14 protein-coding genes, 1 tRNA gene and 1 riboswitch are annotated in these 15,363 nt (G+C 64.6%); of the genes, 8 read left to right on the forward strand and 7 right to left on the reverse strand.

Annotated features, from left to right (window positions below; all coding sequences use genetic code 11):
* The first annotated feature begins 13 nt into the window (after positions 1–13).
* Complete coding sequence (argF, locus tag WHT83_RS09090; RefSeq protein WP_183264047.1) at positions 14–931, forward strand: ornithine carbamoyltransferase; 918 nt, start codon at positions 14–16, stop codon at positions 929–931.
* A 116-nt stretch (positions 932–1,047) separates the two neighbouring features.
* A complete protein-coding gene (locus WHT83_RS09095; protein WP_108609348.1) occupies positions 1,048–2,040 on the forward strand; it encodes an Hsp33 family molecular chaperone in 993 nt (330 codons plus the stop codon).
* A 4-nt stretch (positions 2,041–2,044) separates the two neighbouring features.
* On the opposite strand, the gene apaG is transcribed toward WHT83_RS09095, so the two are convergent.
* Positions 2,045–2,437 carry a Co2+/Mg2+ efflux protein ApaG gene (apaG, locus tag WHT83_RS09100; protein ID WP_406873585.1) on the reverse strand — a complete coding sequence of 131 codons (393 nt, stop codon included), beginning with the start codon at positions 2,435–2,437 and terminating at the stop codon, positions 2,045–2,047.
* Positions 2,438–2,617: 180 nt separating this feature from the next.
* Positions 2,618–3,811, reverse strand: coding sequence for an O-succinylhomoserine sulfhydrylase (locus WHT83_RS09105; RefSeq protein ID WP_108609346.1), 1,194 nt, complete (start codon positions 3,809–3,811; stop codon positions 2,618–2,620).
* A gap of 45 nt (positions 3,812–3,856) precedes the next feature.
* Positions 3,857–3,934: riboswitch (SAM riboswitch) on the reverse strand.
* A 143-nt stretch (positions 3,935–4,077) separates the two neighbouring features.
* Between WHT83_RS09105 and WHT83_RS09110 the strand changes: the two genes are divergently transcribed.
* Together WHT83_RS09110 and WHT83_RS09115 are read left to right on the forward strand one after the other, a co-directional pair.
* The gene (locus tag WHT83_RS09110; protein WP_406873586.1) at positions 4,078–5,166 is read left to right on the forward strand and encodes a 2'-deoxycytidine 5'-triphosphate deaminase; all 1,089 of its coding nucleotides are present in this window, start codon (positions 4,078–4,080) and stop codon (positions 5,164–5,166) included.
* Between the two features lie 107 nt (positions 5,167–5,273).
* A complete protein-coding gene (locus WHT83_RS09115) occupies positions 5,274–6,050 on the forward strand; it encodes an ABC transporter substrate-binding protein (RefSeq protein WP_183264043.1) in 777 nt (258 codons plus the stop codon).
* 62 nt (positions 6,051–6,112) lie between these two features.
* Here WHT83_RS09115 and WHT83_RS09120 read toward each other — a convergent pair.
* A tRNA-Gly gene (locus tag WHT83_RS09120) sits at positions 6,113–6,186 on the reverse strand.
* Between the two features lie 135 nt (positions 6,187–6,321).
* On the opposite strand from WHT83_RS09120, the gene WHT83_RS09125 reads away from it, so the two are divergent.
* A complete protein-coding gene (locus WHT83_RS09125) occupies positions 6,322–6,585 on the forward strand; it encodes a DUF6460 domain-containing protein (RefSeq protein WP_406873587.1) in 264 nt (87 codons plus the stop codon).
* Between the two features lie 2 nt (positions 6,586–6,587).
* On the opposite strand, the gene WHT83_RS09130 is transcribed toward WHT83_RS09125, so the two are convergent.
* Positions 6,588–7,484 (reverse strand): histone deacetylase, encoded by an 897-nt coding sequence (locus tag WHT83_RS09130; RefSeq protein WP_406873588.1) that lies wholly within the window; start codon positions 7,482–7,484, stop codon positions 6,588–6,590.
* Between the two features lie 118 nt (positions 7,485–7,602).
* On the opposite strand from WHT83_RS09130, the gene WHT83_RS09135 reads away from it, so the two are divergent.
* On the forward strand, positions 7,603–8,961 hold the full coding sequence (locus WHT83_RS09135; protein ID WP_406873589.1) for an MATE family efflux transporter: 1,359 nt from the start codon (positions 7,603–7,605) through the stop codon (positions 8,959–8,961).
* Here the strand turns inward: WHT83_RS09135 and WHT83_RS09140 are convergent.
* Positions 8,937–10,013 (reverse strand): quinone-dependent dihydroorotate dehydrogenase, encoded by a 1,077-nt coding sequence (locus tag WHT83_RS09140; protein WP_406873590.1) that lies wholly within the window; start codon positions 10,011–10,013, stop codon positions 8,937–8,939. The genes WHT83_RS09135 and WHT83_RS09140 overlap by 25 nt on opposite strands.
* Positions 10,010–10,357, reverse strand: coding sequence for a DUF952 domain-containing protein (locus WHT83_RS09145; protein WP_406873591.1), 348 nt, complete (start codon positions 10,355–10,357; stop codon positions 10,010–10,012). The genes WHT83_RS09140 and WHT83_RS09145 overlap by 4 nt, the downstream gene beginning before the upstream one ends.
* A 112-nt stretch (positions 10,358–10,469) precedes the next feature.
* On the opposite strand from WHT83_RS09145, the gene WHT83_RS09150 reads away from it, so the two are divergent.
* Together WHT83_RS09150 and WHT83_RS09155 are read left to right on the forward strand one after the other, a co-directional pair.
* Positions 10,470–10,904 carry a hypothetical protein gene (locus tag WHT83_RS09150; protein ID WP_183264038.1) on the forward strand — a complete coding sequence of 145 codons (435 nt, stop codon included), beginning with the start codon at positions 10,470–10,472 and terminating at the stop codon, positions 10,902–10,904.
* A 153-nt stretch (positions 10,905–11,057) separates the two neighbouring features.
* Entirely contained in the window at positions 11,058–11,714 is a 657-nt protein-coding gene (locus WHT83_RS09155) for a response regulator transcription factor (protein WP_108609338.1), read from the forward strand.
* 3 nt (positions 11,715–11,717) lie between these two features.
* Here WHT83_RS09155 and WHT83_RS09160 read toward each other — a convergent pair whose 3' ends face one another.
* Positions 11,718–15,212 (reverse strand): NahK/ErcS family hybrid sensor histidine kinase/response regulator, encoded by a 3,495-nt coding sequence (locus WHT83_RS09160; RefSeq protein ID WP_406873592.1) that lies wholly within the window; start codon positions 15,210–15,212, stop codon positions 11,718–11,720.
* Positions 15,213–15,363: the final 151 nt, after the last annotated feature.

Here is a 15,363-nt window from a genome sequence, read left to right on the forward strand (position 1 = left end):
CCAAGGACGTTACATGACCAGCGGAATTCGTCATTTCACCGACCTCTCGGCACTTTCCGGGAGCGACCTTCGCGGGATTCTGGACGATGCGGCTGCGCGAAAGGCGCGGCTGAAAGCTGGCGAACGATCCAAGCCCCTCGAGGGCAAGGTGCTGGCGATGATCTTCGACAAGCCGTCGACGCGCACGCGCATCTCGTTCGACGTCGGCATGCGCCAGCTCGGCGGCGAGACCATCATGCTGACCGGCACCGAAATGCAGCTCGGCCGCTCGGAGTCGATCGCCGACACCGCCAAGGTGCTGTCGCGTTATGTTGACGCGATAATGATCCGCACGACGGCGCATGAGCGGCTGATCGAGCTGACCGAAAACGCCACCATCCCCGTCATCAACGGCCTGACCGACGACACCCATCCGTGTCAGCTGATGGCCGATATCCTGACCTTCGAGGAACATCGCGGCCCGGTGGGCGGCAAGACCTTTGCCTGGACCGGCGATGGCAACAACGTGCTGCATTCGCTGCTCGAGGCCTCGGCCCGCTTCAGCTTCAACGTCAATGTGGCGGTGCCGGAAGGCAGCGAGCCGGAGCAGAAGTACATCGACTGGGCCGACGCCAACGGCGGCAAGGTGACGCTGACGCGCTCAGCCGAGGACGCGGTTCGCGGCGTCGACGCCATTGTCACCGACTGTTGGGTTTCGATGGGGCAGGAGCACCGCGCGCGCGGCCACAATGTCTTCCTGCCGTACCAGGTCAATGCCGACCTGATGAAGCTCGCCAAGCCCGACGCATTGTTCATGCACTGCCTGCCCGCCCATCGCGGCGAGGAAGTGACCGACGAGGTGATCGACGGCCCGCATTCGGTGGTCTTCGACGAGGCGGAAAACCGGCTCCACGCCCAGAAGGCGGTGCTCGCCTGGTGCCTGGGCGCTTGAATGGCTGATCCCGCGACCCTATCTGGGGCGGGATCAATCTATTGTCATCAAAGCCATGTTCTGCGACCGTCGGAGGGCCGATTGGTCGCGGAATTGTTTATACGGGATGAGTTCCAGTGACTGAGACCGAACGCAAGCTCGGCGAATTCGGATTCGCCGGCGACGACCATGTTGTTCCATTCGCGGTGGAGCCGCTCGACGTGCGCGGCCGCACCGTGCAGCTTGGGCCGCTGCTCGACCAGATTCTCGAGCGGCACGACTATCCGGAGCCCGTGGCCCGGCTTCTTGCCGAGGCCTGCGTGGTGACCGTTCTGCTCGGTACCTCGCTGAAGTTCGAGGGCAAGTTCATCCTGCAGACCCGCACCGACGGGCCGGTGGACATGCTGGTTGCCGACTTCACCACGCCGCATTCTCTGCGCGCCTATGCCCGCTTCGACGCCGACCGCGTCGATGCGGCGATCGAGGCGGGCATGACCGCGCCCGAGGACCTGCTCGGCAGCGGCGTTCTGGCGCTGACCATCGACCAGGGCGAGCACACCCAGCGCTATCAGGGCATCGTCGAGCTCAACGGCATTACGCTCGAAGAGGCGGCCCGTGCCTATTTCCGCCAGTCGGAGCAGATCCCGACCGACGTGCGCCTGTCCGTGGCAAAGCTCGTCCTGCCCGCCGAGGGCGGCCCGCGCGAACATTGGCGCGCCGGCGGCCTTCTGGCCCAGTTCCTTCCGGATTCGCCGGAGCGCCGGCGCATCCAGGACATGCATGGCGGCGACGGTGACGAGCGCGACGTCAGCGTGCATCCCGACGACAATTCCTGGCAGGAATTGCTGGCGCTGGTTGCCACCATCGAGCCGACCGAACTGATCGACCCGACTGTCGGCACCGAAAGGCTGCTGTACCGGCTGTTTCACGAGCACGGCGCGCGCGTTTATGAAGGCGTGCGCGTTGTCGATGAATGCTCGTGCTCGAGCCAGAAGATCAAGGGCATCCTGCAAGGCTTCACGGCCGAGGAGATCAACGACAGCGTCGAGGACGGCGTCATCCGGGTGGCCTGTGAATTTTGCTCCAAGTCATACGAGTTCGACCCGGCCGAGTTCGCACCGGCCCAATAGCCGGTCAGTTCAGCCTGTGCCGGGCGTCGGGAAGGTCGAGCGAGAAGGCGGGGATGGCGATTTCGAACGTCTCGCCGGCTTCGTTGCGCATGGTGTAGCGCCCGACCATGATGCCCGATGGTGTCGAGAGCGGGCAGCCTGAAGCGTACTGGTAGCTGTCGCCGGGATTGAGTTCGGGCTGGTCGCCGACCACGCCCGGGCCCCTGACCTCCTCGACCTTGCCGCTGGCATCGGTGATATGCCAGTAGCGCGACAACAGCTGGACGAATTCGTCCGAATTGTTCTCGATCGTCACGCGATAACCCCAGACATACCGGTTCTCCGAGGGCTCGGACCGGTCCTCCAGGTAAAACGGCTCGACATCGACCGCGATGTTGCGGGTGACCGCGCGATACATATGCTGCGCTCCTTGGCCTGCACGACGACAGGGTCGGCCGCTTGGCGCGGCGGGTCAACTCTCGTTTGACGCATTCACGCTGATTGTGATGCGGGTGTGGCGGATTTCACCCTGCCGACGCCTCGCGGCATTAGCCGTGAAGTACGGACTGCGCCCCGCCTTGCGGAGCGCAGCACTCGTTCAGCGGGCTGCCTTCAGCGCATCGCCGATGTCGTTGAGCAGGTCGTCGGCGTCTTCGAGGCCGACCGACAGGCGCAGCGTGCCGTCGTCGATGCCGAGTTCGGCGCGCGCCTCGTCGGTCAGGTTCTTGTGCGTCGTCGTCGCCGGATGCGTGATCAGGCTCTTGGAGTCGCCGAGATTGTTCGAGATCAGGATGATGCGCAGCGCGTTTTCGAAGGCGAAGGCCGCCTTCTTGCCGCCCTTGACGTCGAAGCAGATCAGCGTCGAGCCGCCCTTCATCTGCCGCTTGATGATGTCGGCCTGCGGGTGGTCGGCACGGCCCGGATAGATCAGGCGCGACACTTCCGGCCGCTCTGCGAGGAAGTCGGCGATCTTGCCGGCGGTCTCGGTCTGCTGGCGCACGCGCAGCGGCAGCGTCTCAAGGCCCTTGAGCAGCGTCCAGGCATTGAACGGCGACAGGCTCGGCCCGGTGTGGCGGAAATAGTCGTGCAGATTCTCGTCGATCCACTTCTTGTCGGAGAGGATGACGCCGCCGAGGCAACGGCCCTGGCCGTCGATGTGCTTGGTCGCCGAATAGACGACGATGTGGGCGCCGAGCTCGAGCGGCTTCTGCTGCATCGGCGTGGCGAAGACATTGTCGACGACGACACGGGCGCCGATGGAATTGGCGAGTGCTGCGACCGCCTCGATGTCGATCACTTCGAGCGTCGGGTTGGTCGGGCTTTCCAGGAAGAACAGCTTGGTGTTGGGCTGGACGGCCTTTTCCCAGTTCTCGATCACGGTGCCGTCGACCAGCGTCGCCTCGATGCCATAGCGTGGTGCCAGGGTCTCGACGATCCAGCGGCACGAGCCGAACAGGGCGCGGGCGGCGACGATGTGGTCGCCGGCCTTCAGGCTGCACAGGATGGCGGCGGCGACAGCGGCCATGCCGGATGCCGTGGCGCGGGCGTCTTCCGCGCCTTCCAGCATGCACATGCGCTTTTCGAACATGTCGACGGTCGGGTTGGCATAGCGCGAATAGATGAAACCGGGGGTCTCGCCCTTGAAGCGTGCCTCGGCACTTTCGGCGCTGTCATAGACATAGCCCTGGGTGAGGTAGATCGCCTCGGAGGTTTCGCCGAATTCGGAGCGGAGCGTTCCGCCGTGAACTAGGGTGGTCTGCGGGTTCCAGTTGCGCTGCTTGTCGGAGGTCATGAGCCAAAATCCAGATACAAAAAAACCGGTCGCGAAAAGTCGCAAACCGGTCCAAACGCGGCCCTTTAGCGACTTGTTTAACGTGGCTGCAAGCCGACCGGCCAAATCACCACGGGATAAAGGTCCTTTAGACCCATGGCTGGCTTGCGTCAATCGCGGGGCCGACTAAACGTCTTGGGCCACGCATATGACCCTTGACGAGGTCCTGGGTCCAGCGATCCTCGGCTGTCCGTTCGGATCGGCGGCGCTGTAAAGGAGTGAGGCAAATGCGGCAGTCGGGCATTCTTCCGGATCAGGATATCGCGGCACTGTTTGCCTCGGGTGCGCTCAAGGCGCCGCCGCTCGATGCCGACCAGATCCAGCCGGCCAGCCTCGATCTGCGCCTCGGCGCCAAGGCTTTTCGCGTTCGCGCCAGCTTCCTGCCCGGTCCCAATTCGCTAGTCTCGGCCAAGCTCGACCGCCTCAAGCTGCATGAGATCGACCTGAGCGACGGTGCGGTGCTGGAGACCGGTTGCGTCTACATCGTGCCGCTGCTCGAAAGCCTGGCCCTGCCGGCCGAAATCTCGGCCTCGGCCAACCCCAAGAGCTCGACCGGCCGCCTCGACATCTTCACCCGCGTGATGACCGACCGTGGCCAGGAGTTCGACAAGATCCCCGCCGGCTATACCGGCCCGCTCTATATCGAAGTCAGCCCGCGCACCTTCCCGATCGTCGTGCGCAAGGGCTCGCGCCTGTCGCAGATCCGTTTCCGCAAGGGCAATGCCCTGCTGTCGGAGGCAGAACTGCACGCGCTGCATCTGTCCGACCGGCTTGTCGCCATGGATCCACCCAACATTTCGGGTGGCGGCATAGCACTTTCCATCGATCTCGCCGGCAAGCCGGGCAGCATCGTCGGCTATCGCGGCAAGCACCACACCGGCCTTGTCGACGTCGACAAGCGCGCCGCCCAGGACGTCGTCGATTTCTGGGAGCCGATCTACGATCACGGTGCCGGCGAACTGGTGCTCGACCCCGACGAGTTCTACATCCTGGTGTCGCGCGAGGCGGTGCATGTGCCGCCGCTCTATGCCGCCGAGATGACGCCCTTCGATCCGCTGGTCGGCGAATTCCGCGTCCACTATGCCGGCTTCTTCGATCCAGGCTTCGGCCACTCCAGTGCCGGCGGCACCGGCAGCCGCGCGGTGCTCGAAGTGCGCAGCCACGAAGTGCCCTTTATCCTGGAGCACGGCCAGGTCGTCGGCCGTCTGGTCTACGAGCACATGCTGTCGCGCCCCAAGGCGCTCTACGGCACCGATCTCGGCTCCAACTACCAGGCGCAGGGCCTGAAACTCTCCAAGCATTTCCGCATGGGTTGACCTTCGGTCACCGCAGCATAGCCTTTGGTTTGCTTGTCCATTTACGGCCGTTGTGCTTGGCTGGAGGCGGGACGCTCGGAAAGAGTGCCCGTCAAATGGAGAGGATCATGCAGATTACCCGGAAGTTCGCTTGCGCAGCCTCGCTCGCAGCGCTCTTGTTGACCCTTGGCGGAGCTTCGGCACAGGAGAAGCTCAAGATTGGTACCGAGGGCGCATATCCGCCCTTCAACACCGTGACCGCAGACGGCAAGCTGGCCGGCTTCGACGTCGACATCGCCAATGCGCTGTGCGCCCAGATGAAGGTCGAGTGCGAAATCGTCGCCCAGGATTGGGACGGCATCATCCCGGCGCTCCAGGGCCGCAAGTTCGACGCCATCGTCGCCTCGATGACGATCACCGACGAGCGCAAGCAGCAGGTCGATTTCACCAACAAGTACTACACCACGCCCCTGGCGCTGATTGCGCCGAAGGATTCCGCCCTGACCTCGGCGGAACCGGACGCACTGAAGGGCAAGACCGTCGGTGCGCAGGCTTCGACGACCCAGAGCATCTATGCCGAGGACCATTATGCCAAGGCAGGCGCCGAGGTGAAGCTTTATCCGACGCAGGACGAGGCCGTCGCCGACCTGACCAACGGCCGTCTCGACGCCGTCGTCGCCGACAAGTTCGTCCTGGTCGACTGGATCAAGACCACCGGACAGGACTGCTGCAAGATGATCGGCGATCTCGACGGCACCGACTCGTTGACCGGCATCGCCGTGCGCAAGGGCGACCCGTTGCGCGAGAAGCTGAACGCAGCCATCGACGCCATCGTCAAGGACGGTACCTACGCCAAGATCAACGCCAAATATTTCGATTTCGACATCTACGGCGCGCAGGACTAACGCCCTGAAATGCGAACAGGCCGGGCGTCGATCGGCCGCCCGGCCTGTTTCGTCTGAATTCCTGGAGCGGGTAGCGGGAATCGAACCCGCGCGTTCAGCTTGGGAAGCTGACAAGCTACCATTACATCATACCCGCGCGGGCACTTGGTTAGCATCGCAGATGCGGTTGGGCAATCGGGAAACGGAGCAGTGCGCAATGGGTGCAGCCGACCTTGATGTCCGCTCCGCAAACGCGATATTCCAGTGAGGCTAGAATCGCAGGAGACTGAGCTTGTCCGGATTGGCGCGTTTTCTCGGTGACACCCCCTTCCGGGTGTTCATCAAGCTCTTGGTCATCTCCTTCCTCGTCGGCATCGTCATGAGCGCCTTCGGCTGGTCGCCCTCCGACGTACTCTACGGCATTCGAAACTTCTTCCTCGACATCTGGCACATGGGCTTTCGTGCCATCGACCGCTTCCTCGGCTATTTCCTGCTGGGTGCGGCGATCGTCATCCCGGCCTTCATCATTCTCAGGTTGTTCAGCTACCGCAAATAGGCTCAGGCGAAGGCGGCGGCCGTCTCGAACAGGATGGCGTGGCGGCGGGCCAGGGCCTCGATGTCGTGCGAATAGCCGCCTCCGATTACGCCGCACAGCGGGATGCCGGCCGCGCGGAAATGCGCGATGACCATGCGTTCGCGGCGGCGCAGGCCTTCGTCGCTCATCGAAAGGCGGCCGAGCCGGTCTTCCCTGTGAGGATCGACGCCGGCGTTGAAGAACACGATGTCCCATGGCGCGCGACGTGAGAGGTGCGGCAGAGCGTCGGCCAATATATCTAGATAGGCATCGTCGCCGGTGCCGTCGGGCAGGCCGATGTCGAGGCTGGAGGTGACCTTGCGCACCGGGTAGTTTTTCTCGGCATGCATCGAGAAGGTGAAGACACCGGGATGACCGGCGAGGATTTCCGCCGTGCCGTCGCCTTGATGGACGTCGAGGTCAATCACCAGGATGTTTTCCACCAGCCTGTCCGCGAGCAGCGCCAGCGATGCCACCGCGACGTCGTTGAAGGTGCAGAAGCCGGCACCCTGGGCGCGTCTGGCATGATGGCTGCCGCCGGCGGCGTTGCAGGCGATGCCATGGCGCAGCGCAAGGCGCGCTGCAAGCAGCGTGCCGCCTGCGGCAAGCTGGGCGCGGCGTGAAACCCGCTCGCCGACGGGGAAGCCGATTTCGCGTTCGATGCGAGCCGGCACGGTACAGCTCAGCACCTGATCGACATAGCCGGCCTCATGCGCGAGGCGTAGCCAGTGCGGCGAAATCGGTTCCGGCCGATTGAGCCCGGCCGTCAGTTCCAGGGCATCCAGTCGGTCCATGAGCAGCCGGTACTTGCCCATCGGAAAGCGGTGGTCCGTGGCGAAGCCGGCGTCATAGTCGGGGTGGCTGACGATCTGAAGCGGCATGGAAGGGGCTGAACCAGCGGGGCGAAATCGGTTGGACCCGATACATAAACGGTTGCCGGTGCTGGGGAAACTGGGGCATGTGCCCGAGCGGGAGATTAGGGCCGGAGGAGGATTTTCGTTGGACAGCGCATCGCCAGAGGGCCGCGTGACGCCTTTTTCCGTCACCAACCGCTCGGTATTGGCGATTGCCGTGCCAATGACCCTTGCCTATCTGACGACGCCCTTCATCGGCTTGGTGGGCACCGGCGTGGTCGGCCAGTTCGGCGATGCCGCGCTTCTCGGCGGGCTCGCCGCTGGCGCCGTCGCCTTCGATGTCGTCTTCACCAGCTTCAATTTCCTGCGCGCCGGCACCACCGCACTGGTGGCGCAGGCATTTGGCCGCAACGATGCATCCGAAGAACAGGCCGTATTCTGGCGCGCGGTGGTGATCGCCATCATTGCCGGCATCGTGCTGGCGCTGACGGCGCCGCTGACGTCGCTTGCCGGGCAGTGGTTCATGTCGGCCGAGCCACGCGTCAACGAGACGCTCGACGCCTATGTCCGCATCCGCATGCTGGGCGCGCCCTTCGCGCTGGTAAATTACGCGGTCCTTGGCTACGTGCTCGGGCGCGGCGAGGGCAGCTTTGCGCTCTTCCTGCAGGCGAGCCTGAACGGCGTCAACATCGCGCTGTCGCTCCTGCTCGGCCTCAGCCTCGGCTGGGGTGTCGAGGGCGTCGCCTGGGCCGCCGTCGCCGGCGAGGCGGCGGGCATGGCGATCGGGTTTGTCGTGCTGTTGCGGCGCTTTGCGCGGCAACCGCGGCTGGCGCGTGGGCGCATCTTCGACGCAGGCGCCTTCCGGCACTTGTTCGTGCTCAACCGCGACATCATGATCCGGTCGCTTTCGCTGCTCGTCGCCTTTGCGCTGTTCACCCGCCAGGGCGCGCAGTTCGGCACGGTCACGCTTGCCGCCAATGCGGTGCTGATGAACTTCTTCATCGCCGCAGGCTTCTTCCTCGACGGCTTTGCCGCTGCCGCCGAACAGCTTGCCGGCCGCGCCGTCGGTGCGCGCTACGAGCCGGCGTTCCGCAAGGCGGTCTACCTCTGCTCGATCTGGGGCTTTGCGTTGGCAGGCACCATGACGACAGTCCTGATGGTCTTCGGCGCTGACCTGATAGCGCTGATTTCGACCGCCGAGGACGTGCGGGCCGCGGCCATCGCCTTCCTGCCCTGGGCCGCATTCACCGCGCTGAGCGGCGTGCTCGCCTTCCAGATGGACGGCATTTTCATCGGCGCCGCATGGTCGCGCGACATGCGCAACATGATGGTGCTGTCGCTGGTCGTGTTCGTCGTGGCGCTGATGACGCTGGCGCCGGCCTTCGGCAACCACGGCCTATGGGCGGCACTGCATCTGTTGCTGATCGTCCGCGGCGTCTGCCTGCTGGCGATCCTCGGACCGCGGGCGCGGGCGACGTTTCAGAGCGGTGCCGCTGCCCACTGATCGAGCCTGCTGTCGCGCAATTCGGAAATGCTGTTGAGCCCTTCGCGCGCGGCGAACTCGGACATGCCGCGCACGATGCGTGCCGGCAACGACGGACCGGCATAGACCATGCCGGTGTAGAGCTGGACGAGATCGGCGCCGGCTCGGATCTTTTCGAGCGCGGTCTCGGTCGAGTCGACGCCGCCGACGCCGATGATGGCGCTCTGTGGGCCCATAAGCTTGCGCATCCGGGCCAGCACCGCCGTCGAGCGGGCAAACAGCGGCTTGCCCGACAGGCCTCCCGTTTCGCCGGTGTGGGTCGGGCTGCGCAGGGCCGGGCGCGTGATCGTGGTGTTGGAGACGATGACGCCGTCGATCGCCTTATCGGTCACCTCGGCGGCGATGTCCTCCAACTCTGCCTCGTGCAGATCGGGCGCGATCTTGAGGAAGATAGGGACCGGATGACCCGCTTCGGCGCGGGCGATCATGACGCTCGCCAGCAATTCGGCCAGTTGCTCGCGCGCCTGCATGTTGCGCAGGCCCGGCGTATTGGGCGAGGAGATGTTGACAGTGAGGTAGGAGGCATGGCGGGCGAAGCGCTTCACGCCGCTGATGTAGTCGCCGATGCGGTTGGTGCTGTCCTTGTTGGCGCCGATGTTGACGCCGACGATGCCGGGCCGTCCCGCACGGGCGGCAAGACGCTTTTCGGCAGCGTCATGGCCTTCGTTGTTGAAGCCGAGCCGGTTGATCACCGCATCGTCCTCGACGAGGCGGAAGATGCGTGGCTTGGGATTGCCGGCCTGAGGCAGGGGCGTGACGGTGCCTACCTCGGCGAAGCCGAAGCCGAGACCGAGCAGGGCGTCGGGCACCTCGGCATTCTTGTCGTAGCCGGCGGCCATGCCGAGCGGATTGGGAAAATCGAGACCCGCAACCTTCACCTGCAGGCGCTTGTCCCGCGGCGCGCGGCCACCGACCGGCAGGCCGCAGCGCAGGGCCTTGATCGACAGCCCGTGGGCGGCCTCGGCGTCGAAGCTGAAAAGCAGGTGGCGGCCGAGCCGGTCGAATGCGCTCATGCTTCAAGCTCCGGGAAATCGTGGCTGCCGTCGGCCTTCAGAGGCAGGGGGCGGACCCATTTGGCCGCAGCGGTTTCAAGCGGCGCGTAAAGATGCGGAAACAGGGCTCCGCCGCGCGAGACTTCGAATTTCAGCGCTGGACCGAGCCTGTCGGCGTCGAAGGCCACCAGGAGCAGGTTGTCCTGCCCGGCAAAGTGTTTCGCCGCCGTCTCGACGACCTGGTCGGCGGTCGAGAAGTGGATGAAACCGTCGGCGAGGTCCACCGGCACGCCACTGAAAATCCCGCTCCGCTCGGCCTCACGCCACATCGGTTCGGGACAGATCTTGTAGATGGTTTTCGTCATATGGGCGCTATAGGCTGAAAGCATGATGCGGGAAAGGGCGGCATAACTTGCCCACCGCAATTTGGGCCCAATGCGGCGCGACAATTCGCATCGCTTGCCAATGGAGACAGCCATGCGTGCCGTACTGATGCTTGTTCCGCTGCTTGCCGGCCTTGGTGGCGGATCGGCATTCGCTGCCGAAGCGCAGCGCTACCAGATGGAAAAGACCGACAAGGGTTATGTCAGAATGGACACGCAGACCGGCGAGATGTCGATCTGCGAGGAGCGCGACAACCAGCTGGTGTGCAAGCTCGCAGCCGACGAACGCTCGGCGCTGCAGGACGAGATCGGCCGCCTGCAGGGCGAGGTCAAGGCCATCGAGGAGCGCGTGGTGAAGCTCGAGAACTCGCTGACCCAGAAGCTCGAATCGACTTTGCCCAGCGAGGAAGAGTTCGAAAAGACCATGGGCTACATGGAGCGGTTTTTCCGCAGCTTCATGGGCATGGTCAAGGACATGGAAAAGGAAGACAAGGCGCAGCAGCCCGAGCTTGCGCCCAACAAGACCTGAACGCCAATCCGCCCGCCTGCGCCTGAAAATTGAACATGACCGGTGCTTCCGCTGTCGTTTTGACTTTAACTGCTTGAAAAGCCGGCACCGGGCCGCATAATCGCGCCCGACGGTCCAAGGCGCACAGAACGGTCGGGACCTCGGGAGGGATATTTGCCAGCAGGCCACAAGTTCGTCATCGCGGATGACCATCCGCTTTTTCGCGGTGCTCTCAAGCAGGCCATTGCCGGTCTTGGCGACGTGTCGAGCGTGCTCGAGGCTGGCGACTTCGAAAGCGTCAAGGCGCTGGTCGCGGCCCATGACGATATCGACATCGTGCTGCTCGATCTTTCGATGCCTGGCGCCAGCGGACTGTCGGGCCTGATCTCGCTGCGCGGCATCCACGCCACGGTTCCCGTCGTCATCGTCTCGGCGCACGACGATCCGGAGACCATCCGCCGTGCGCTCGAACTCGGGGCGTCCGGTTTCATCTCCAAGTCGGCGAGCATGGACGACATCCGCAGCGCCATCGAAGCGGTTCTGTCAGGCGAGATCACCGCACCCGGCGACATCGACCTCGGCGTCGAGCGCGACCCGGAAATCTCCGACCTCATCAAGCGCCTGCAATCGCTGACGCCGCAGCAGACGCGGGTGCTCGGCATGCTGGCCGAGGGGCTGCTCAACAAGCAGATCGCCTATGAGCTTGGCGTGTCGGAAGCGACCATCAAGGCGCATGTCTCGGCGATCCTGCAGAAGCTCGGCGTCGACAGCCGCACGCAGGCCGTGATCCTGCTCTCCAAGATCGGCGGCGAGCCGCGCCCGGCTGGGTAATCATTATTCGGCGGCGTGCGCCATGCGCCGCATCCGGTTCATCATCGAACGCAGCACGGCCGGCTTCAGCGGCTTGTTGAGCACGGCGACGTCGATCTGGTCGGCCGCCGCACGCACCTCGTTCGAGCGGTCAGCCGTGATCAGCACCGCAGGCGTCGCTTCACCATAGGCGCCGCGCAAGGTGCGGATGACGTCGAGGCCGTTTTCGCCATCGAGATGATAATCGGCCAGGATGATCTCGGGTGCCGGCCCGACGCTCCGGTCGGCCTCGAACGCCTCCGTACCGGAATAGGTCCTGACCTGGCAGCCCCAGCCTTCGAGCAGCAGCCGCATGCCTTCGAGGATGCGGGCGTCGTTGTCGATGCAGATGACGGTCAGGCCGTTGAGTGCTGTGGCCGCCTCGATGCGCGGCCGGGCGGACGCTGTGGCAGGCTGTTCCTCGGCGGTGGTGACCGGCAGGATCACCGAAAAACGCGTGCCCCGGCCCTTGTGCGACTCGATCTGGATTTCGAGCTTCAGGACGCGCGCGATGCGGTCGACGATCGACAGGCCGAGGCCAAGCCCCTGTGCCTCGCGCATGCCGTCGTCGAGGCGGGTGAATTCGTGGAAGACGGTGCCGAGCTTGTCGGCGGCAATGCCGATGCCGGTGTCGATCACCTGTATTTCGGCGAGTTCGCCGCGCCGCCTGACGCCGACGACGATGCGACCGCTGCGGGTGTACTTGATGGCGTTGGAAACCAGGTTCTGGATCAGCCGGCGCAGAAGGTTGCGGTCGGTGTTCACGGCAAGCGTCGACGGCACGATCACCAGTTCGAGGTCCTTGGCCCGCGCCATGGGCAGGAAGTCGGTGCCGATCTGGCGCAGCAGCCCGTCGAGGCGGAACACGGTTTCGGCGGGCTTCATCGCGCCCGCGTCGAGCCGCGAGATGTCGAGCACGGCGCCGAGGATGGTTTCGACCGATTCCAGCGAGGATTCGATGTTGCGCGCGGCCTGGCCGGCGTTGCCCTTGCCGGCCTTCTCGATCAGCGACGAGCAATAGAGCCGTGCGGCATTGAGCGGCTGCAGGATGTCGTGGCCGGCTGCCGCAAGGAAGCGCGTCTTGCCGAGATTGGCTTCCTCGGCGAGCATCTGTGCCTGGGCCAGTTCCTCGTTGACGCGGGTCAGTTCGGCGGTGCGGCTCTTCACCCGCTGTTCCAGCGACTCGTTGGCCCGTTTCAGCGCAAGGTCGGCGGCGACGCGCGCCGAGATGTCGGTGTAGGTGGCGACGATGCCGCCGTCGGGCATCGGGTTGGATCGCATCTCGATGATCCTGCCGCTGGTCTGCAACTCGACCTGCCAAGGGCCGCCGAAGCTGGTCAAGCGATTGAGCGTGGTCAGTCGCGAGGTATGGGCAATGTCGCCGCGCGCCACCAGATAAGCGAGGACGCGGTCGATCGACACGCCGACCTGGCCCATGTCGTCGGGTAGGTCGAACAGCGAGCGGTATTGCCGGTTCCAGCAGATCAGGCGGAAATCCTGGTCGAAGACGGTGATGCCCTGTTCCATCTGGTCGAGTGCGATCTGTAGCAGGTCGCGATTGTGCTGCAGCGCTTCAGTGGCGTCGTCGAGCAGGCGGAACGTGTCCCTGGCGGAGTTGTCGCCGCGCTTGAACAGCAGCGACAGGATCAGCCGGGCCGAGGACGAGCCGACGGCGCTCGCCATCAGCTGTTCGGAGAAGCGGATGACGTCCATGCCGGCAGGATCGTTGCCGTTCAGCTTGCTGCCGCTCTCGCTCTGGAAGGTCTGGAATGAGCGCTCGGTGCGCTCGACACCGAGATAGCGGGCGATGGTGTCCTTCAGGTCGTTGACGGTGATGGTGGTGCGGAAGCGGCGCAGGGACGGCATCGGGCTCGAATCGCGCGGCACGAAGATCGAGGCCTGGATGCGTTCGAGCGGCACAGATGCGCGCGACAGCGAGCCGAAGACGAAGAACAGCGTGTTGATCGCCAGGCTCCACAGCACGCCGTGATTGAGCGGCTCGGCAGCGGTGCCGAACAGCGCCTGGGGCCGCAGCGCGTCGATGCCGAAGAGCCCGTCGGCGAGGATCGAGGTGTCGGGCGCCGCCAGCGTCGGCAGCATCAGCGTGTAACCCCACACGGCGATGCCGGCGGCCATGCCGAGTGCTGCACCGCGTGCATTGGCGCGGCGCCAGATCAGCCCGCCGATGAAGGACGGCGCGAACTGCGCGATCGCCGCAAAGGACATCAGGCCGATCGAGGCGAGTCGCGTGTTGTTGGTGCTCTCGCGATAGTAGAGGAAGGCTGCCAGCAGGATGATGAAGATCGAGGCACGGCGGATGTTCAGGATGATCGCCGACCAGTCCTCGGTGTCGCCGGCCTTGGTCTTGATCAGGCGGCGCACGAAGATCGGAATGACGAGATCGTTGGAGATCATGATCGACAGCGCCACGCTCGCCACGATGACCATCGCGGTCGCCGCCGAAAGGCCGCCGATGAAAGCGACCATGGCCAGCAGGTCGTGGCCCCGGAACAACGGCAGCGACAGGACGTAGAGGTCGCTGGTCGTGGCCGTGCCGACGGTCGACAGGCCGGCGAATGCGATGGGCAGCACGAAGAGGTTGATCGCCACCAGATAGGCCGGGAAGACCCAGGTCGCGGTGCGCAGTTCGCTCTCGCTGCGGTTCTCGACGATCATCACGTAGAACTGGCGCGGCAGCATGATGATGGCAAAGCCGCTGATGACGGTCACCACCAGCCAGGTGCCGAGCGAGGTGCGGTAGCCCATGGCGTCGCCGACCTGCTCGGTTGCGGCGAAGCTCCGCAACATGTCGCCGGGGCCGTCGAACAGCGAGAAAGTGACGAATAGGCCGACGGCGAGGAAAGCGACCAGCTTGACGATGGATTCAACCGCGACCGCCAGCACCAGCCCGTTCTGGTGCTCGGTGGCGTCGGCATGGCGCGTGCCGAACAGGGTGGCAAACAGCGCCAAAAGTAGCGCCACGACCAGCGAGATGTCGCTGACGAACGGATCGAAGGAGGGCGGCGAGCCGGTGTAGTGCTCGACCATCAGGCTGACCGAGCCGGAGATCGCCTTGAGCTGGAGCGCGATATAGGGGATGGCGCCGACAGTGGCGATCAGGGTGGCGATCGAGGCGACGGCGAAACTCTTGCCGTAGCGCGCGCCCAGGAAGTCGGCGATCGAAGTGATCTTCTCGGCCTTGGCCAGCTTGATGATGCGGCTGAGCAGCGGAAAGCCGAACATGAAGACCAGCACCGGGCCGATGTAGATGGCAAGGAATTCGAGCCCGCGCTCCGAGGCAAGCCCAACCGAGCCGAAGAAGGTCCACGACGTACAATAGATGGCGAGGCTGAGCGCATAGATGAACGGCCGCGGCCGCCCCGGTCCCCAGTTCGCAGCCCTTCGATCGCCGATGCTCGCGATGGCGAACAGCAGCGTCACATAGGCGATGGCGATGAGGACGACGGCCAGGCCTTGCACTCTAAGTTCTCACTCCTGGATAGGTCTGTTGCCTTTGCGGTGAGGCAATCACAGCTGCGCCGACAAGTCTATTATCCTTGTCTCCTAGGGCAGCGGATGGCGATTTGCATTCGCGGGTTTTGCAACCGGCGGTTTTTGCTATGGTGGCGGC

The organism is Aminobacter sp. P9b (assembly GCF_045345995.1).
Taxonomy (GTDB): Bacteria; Pseudomonadota; Alphaproteobacteria; order Rhizobiales; family Rhizobiaceae; genus Aminobacter; species Aminobacter niigataensis.

Coding starts and splice junctions, on each gene's coding strand:
- WHT83_RS09150 (WP_183264038.1), top strand. CDS start 10,470: ATGCGTGCCGTACTGATGCTTGTTCCGCTGCTTGCCGGCCTTGGTGGC.
- WHT83_RS09130 (WP_406873588.1), bottom strand. CDS start 7,484: ATGCCGCTTCAGATCGTCAGCCACCCCGACTATGACGCCGGCTTCGCC.
- WHT83_RS09145 (WP_406873591.1), bottom strand. CDS start 10,357: ATGACGAAAACCATCTACAAGATCTGTCCCGAACCGATGTGGCGTGAG.
- WHT83_RS09110 (WP_406873586.1), top strand. CDS start 4,078: ATGCGGCAGTCGGGCATTCTTCCGGATCAGGATATCGCGGCACTGTTT.
- WHT83_RS09115 (WP_183264043.1), top strand. CDS start 5,274: ATGCAGATTACCCGGAAGTTCGCTTGCGCAGCCTCGCTCGCAGCGCTC.
- apaG (WP_406873585.1), bottom strand. CDS start 2,437: ATGTATCGCGCGGTCACCCGCAACATCGCGGTCGATGTCGAGCCGTTT.
- WHT83_RS09140 (WP_406873590.1), bottom strand. CDS start 10,013: ATGAGCGCATTCGACCGGCTCGGCCGCCACCTGCTTTTCAGCTTCGAC.
- argF (WP_183264047.1), top strand. CDS start 14: ATGACCAGCGGAATTCGTCATTTCACCGACCTCTCGGCACTTTCCGGG.
- WHT83_RS09105 (WP_108609346.1), bottom strand. CDS start 3,811: ATGACCTCCGACAAGCAGCGCAACTGGAACCCGCAGACCACCCTAGTT.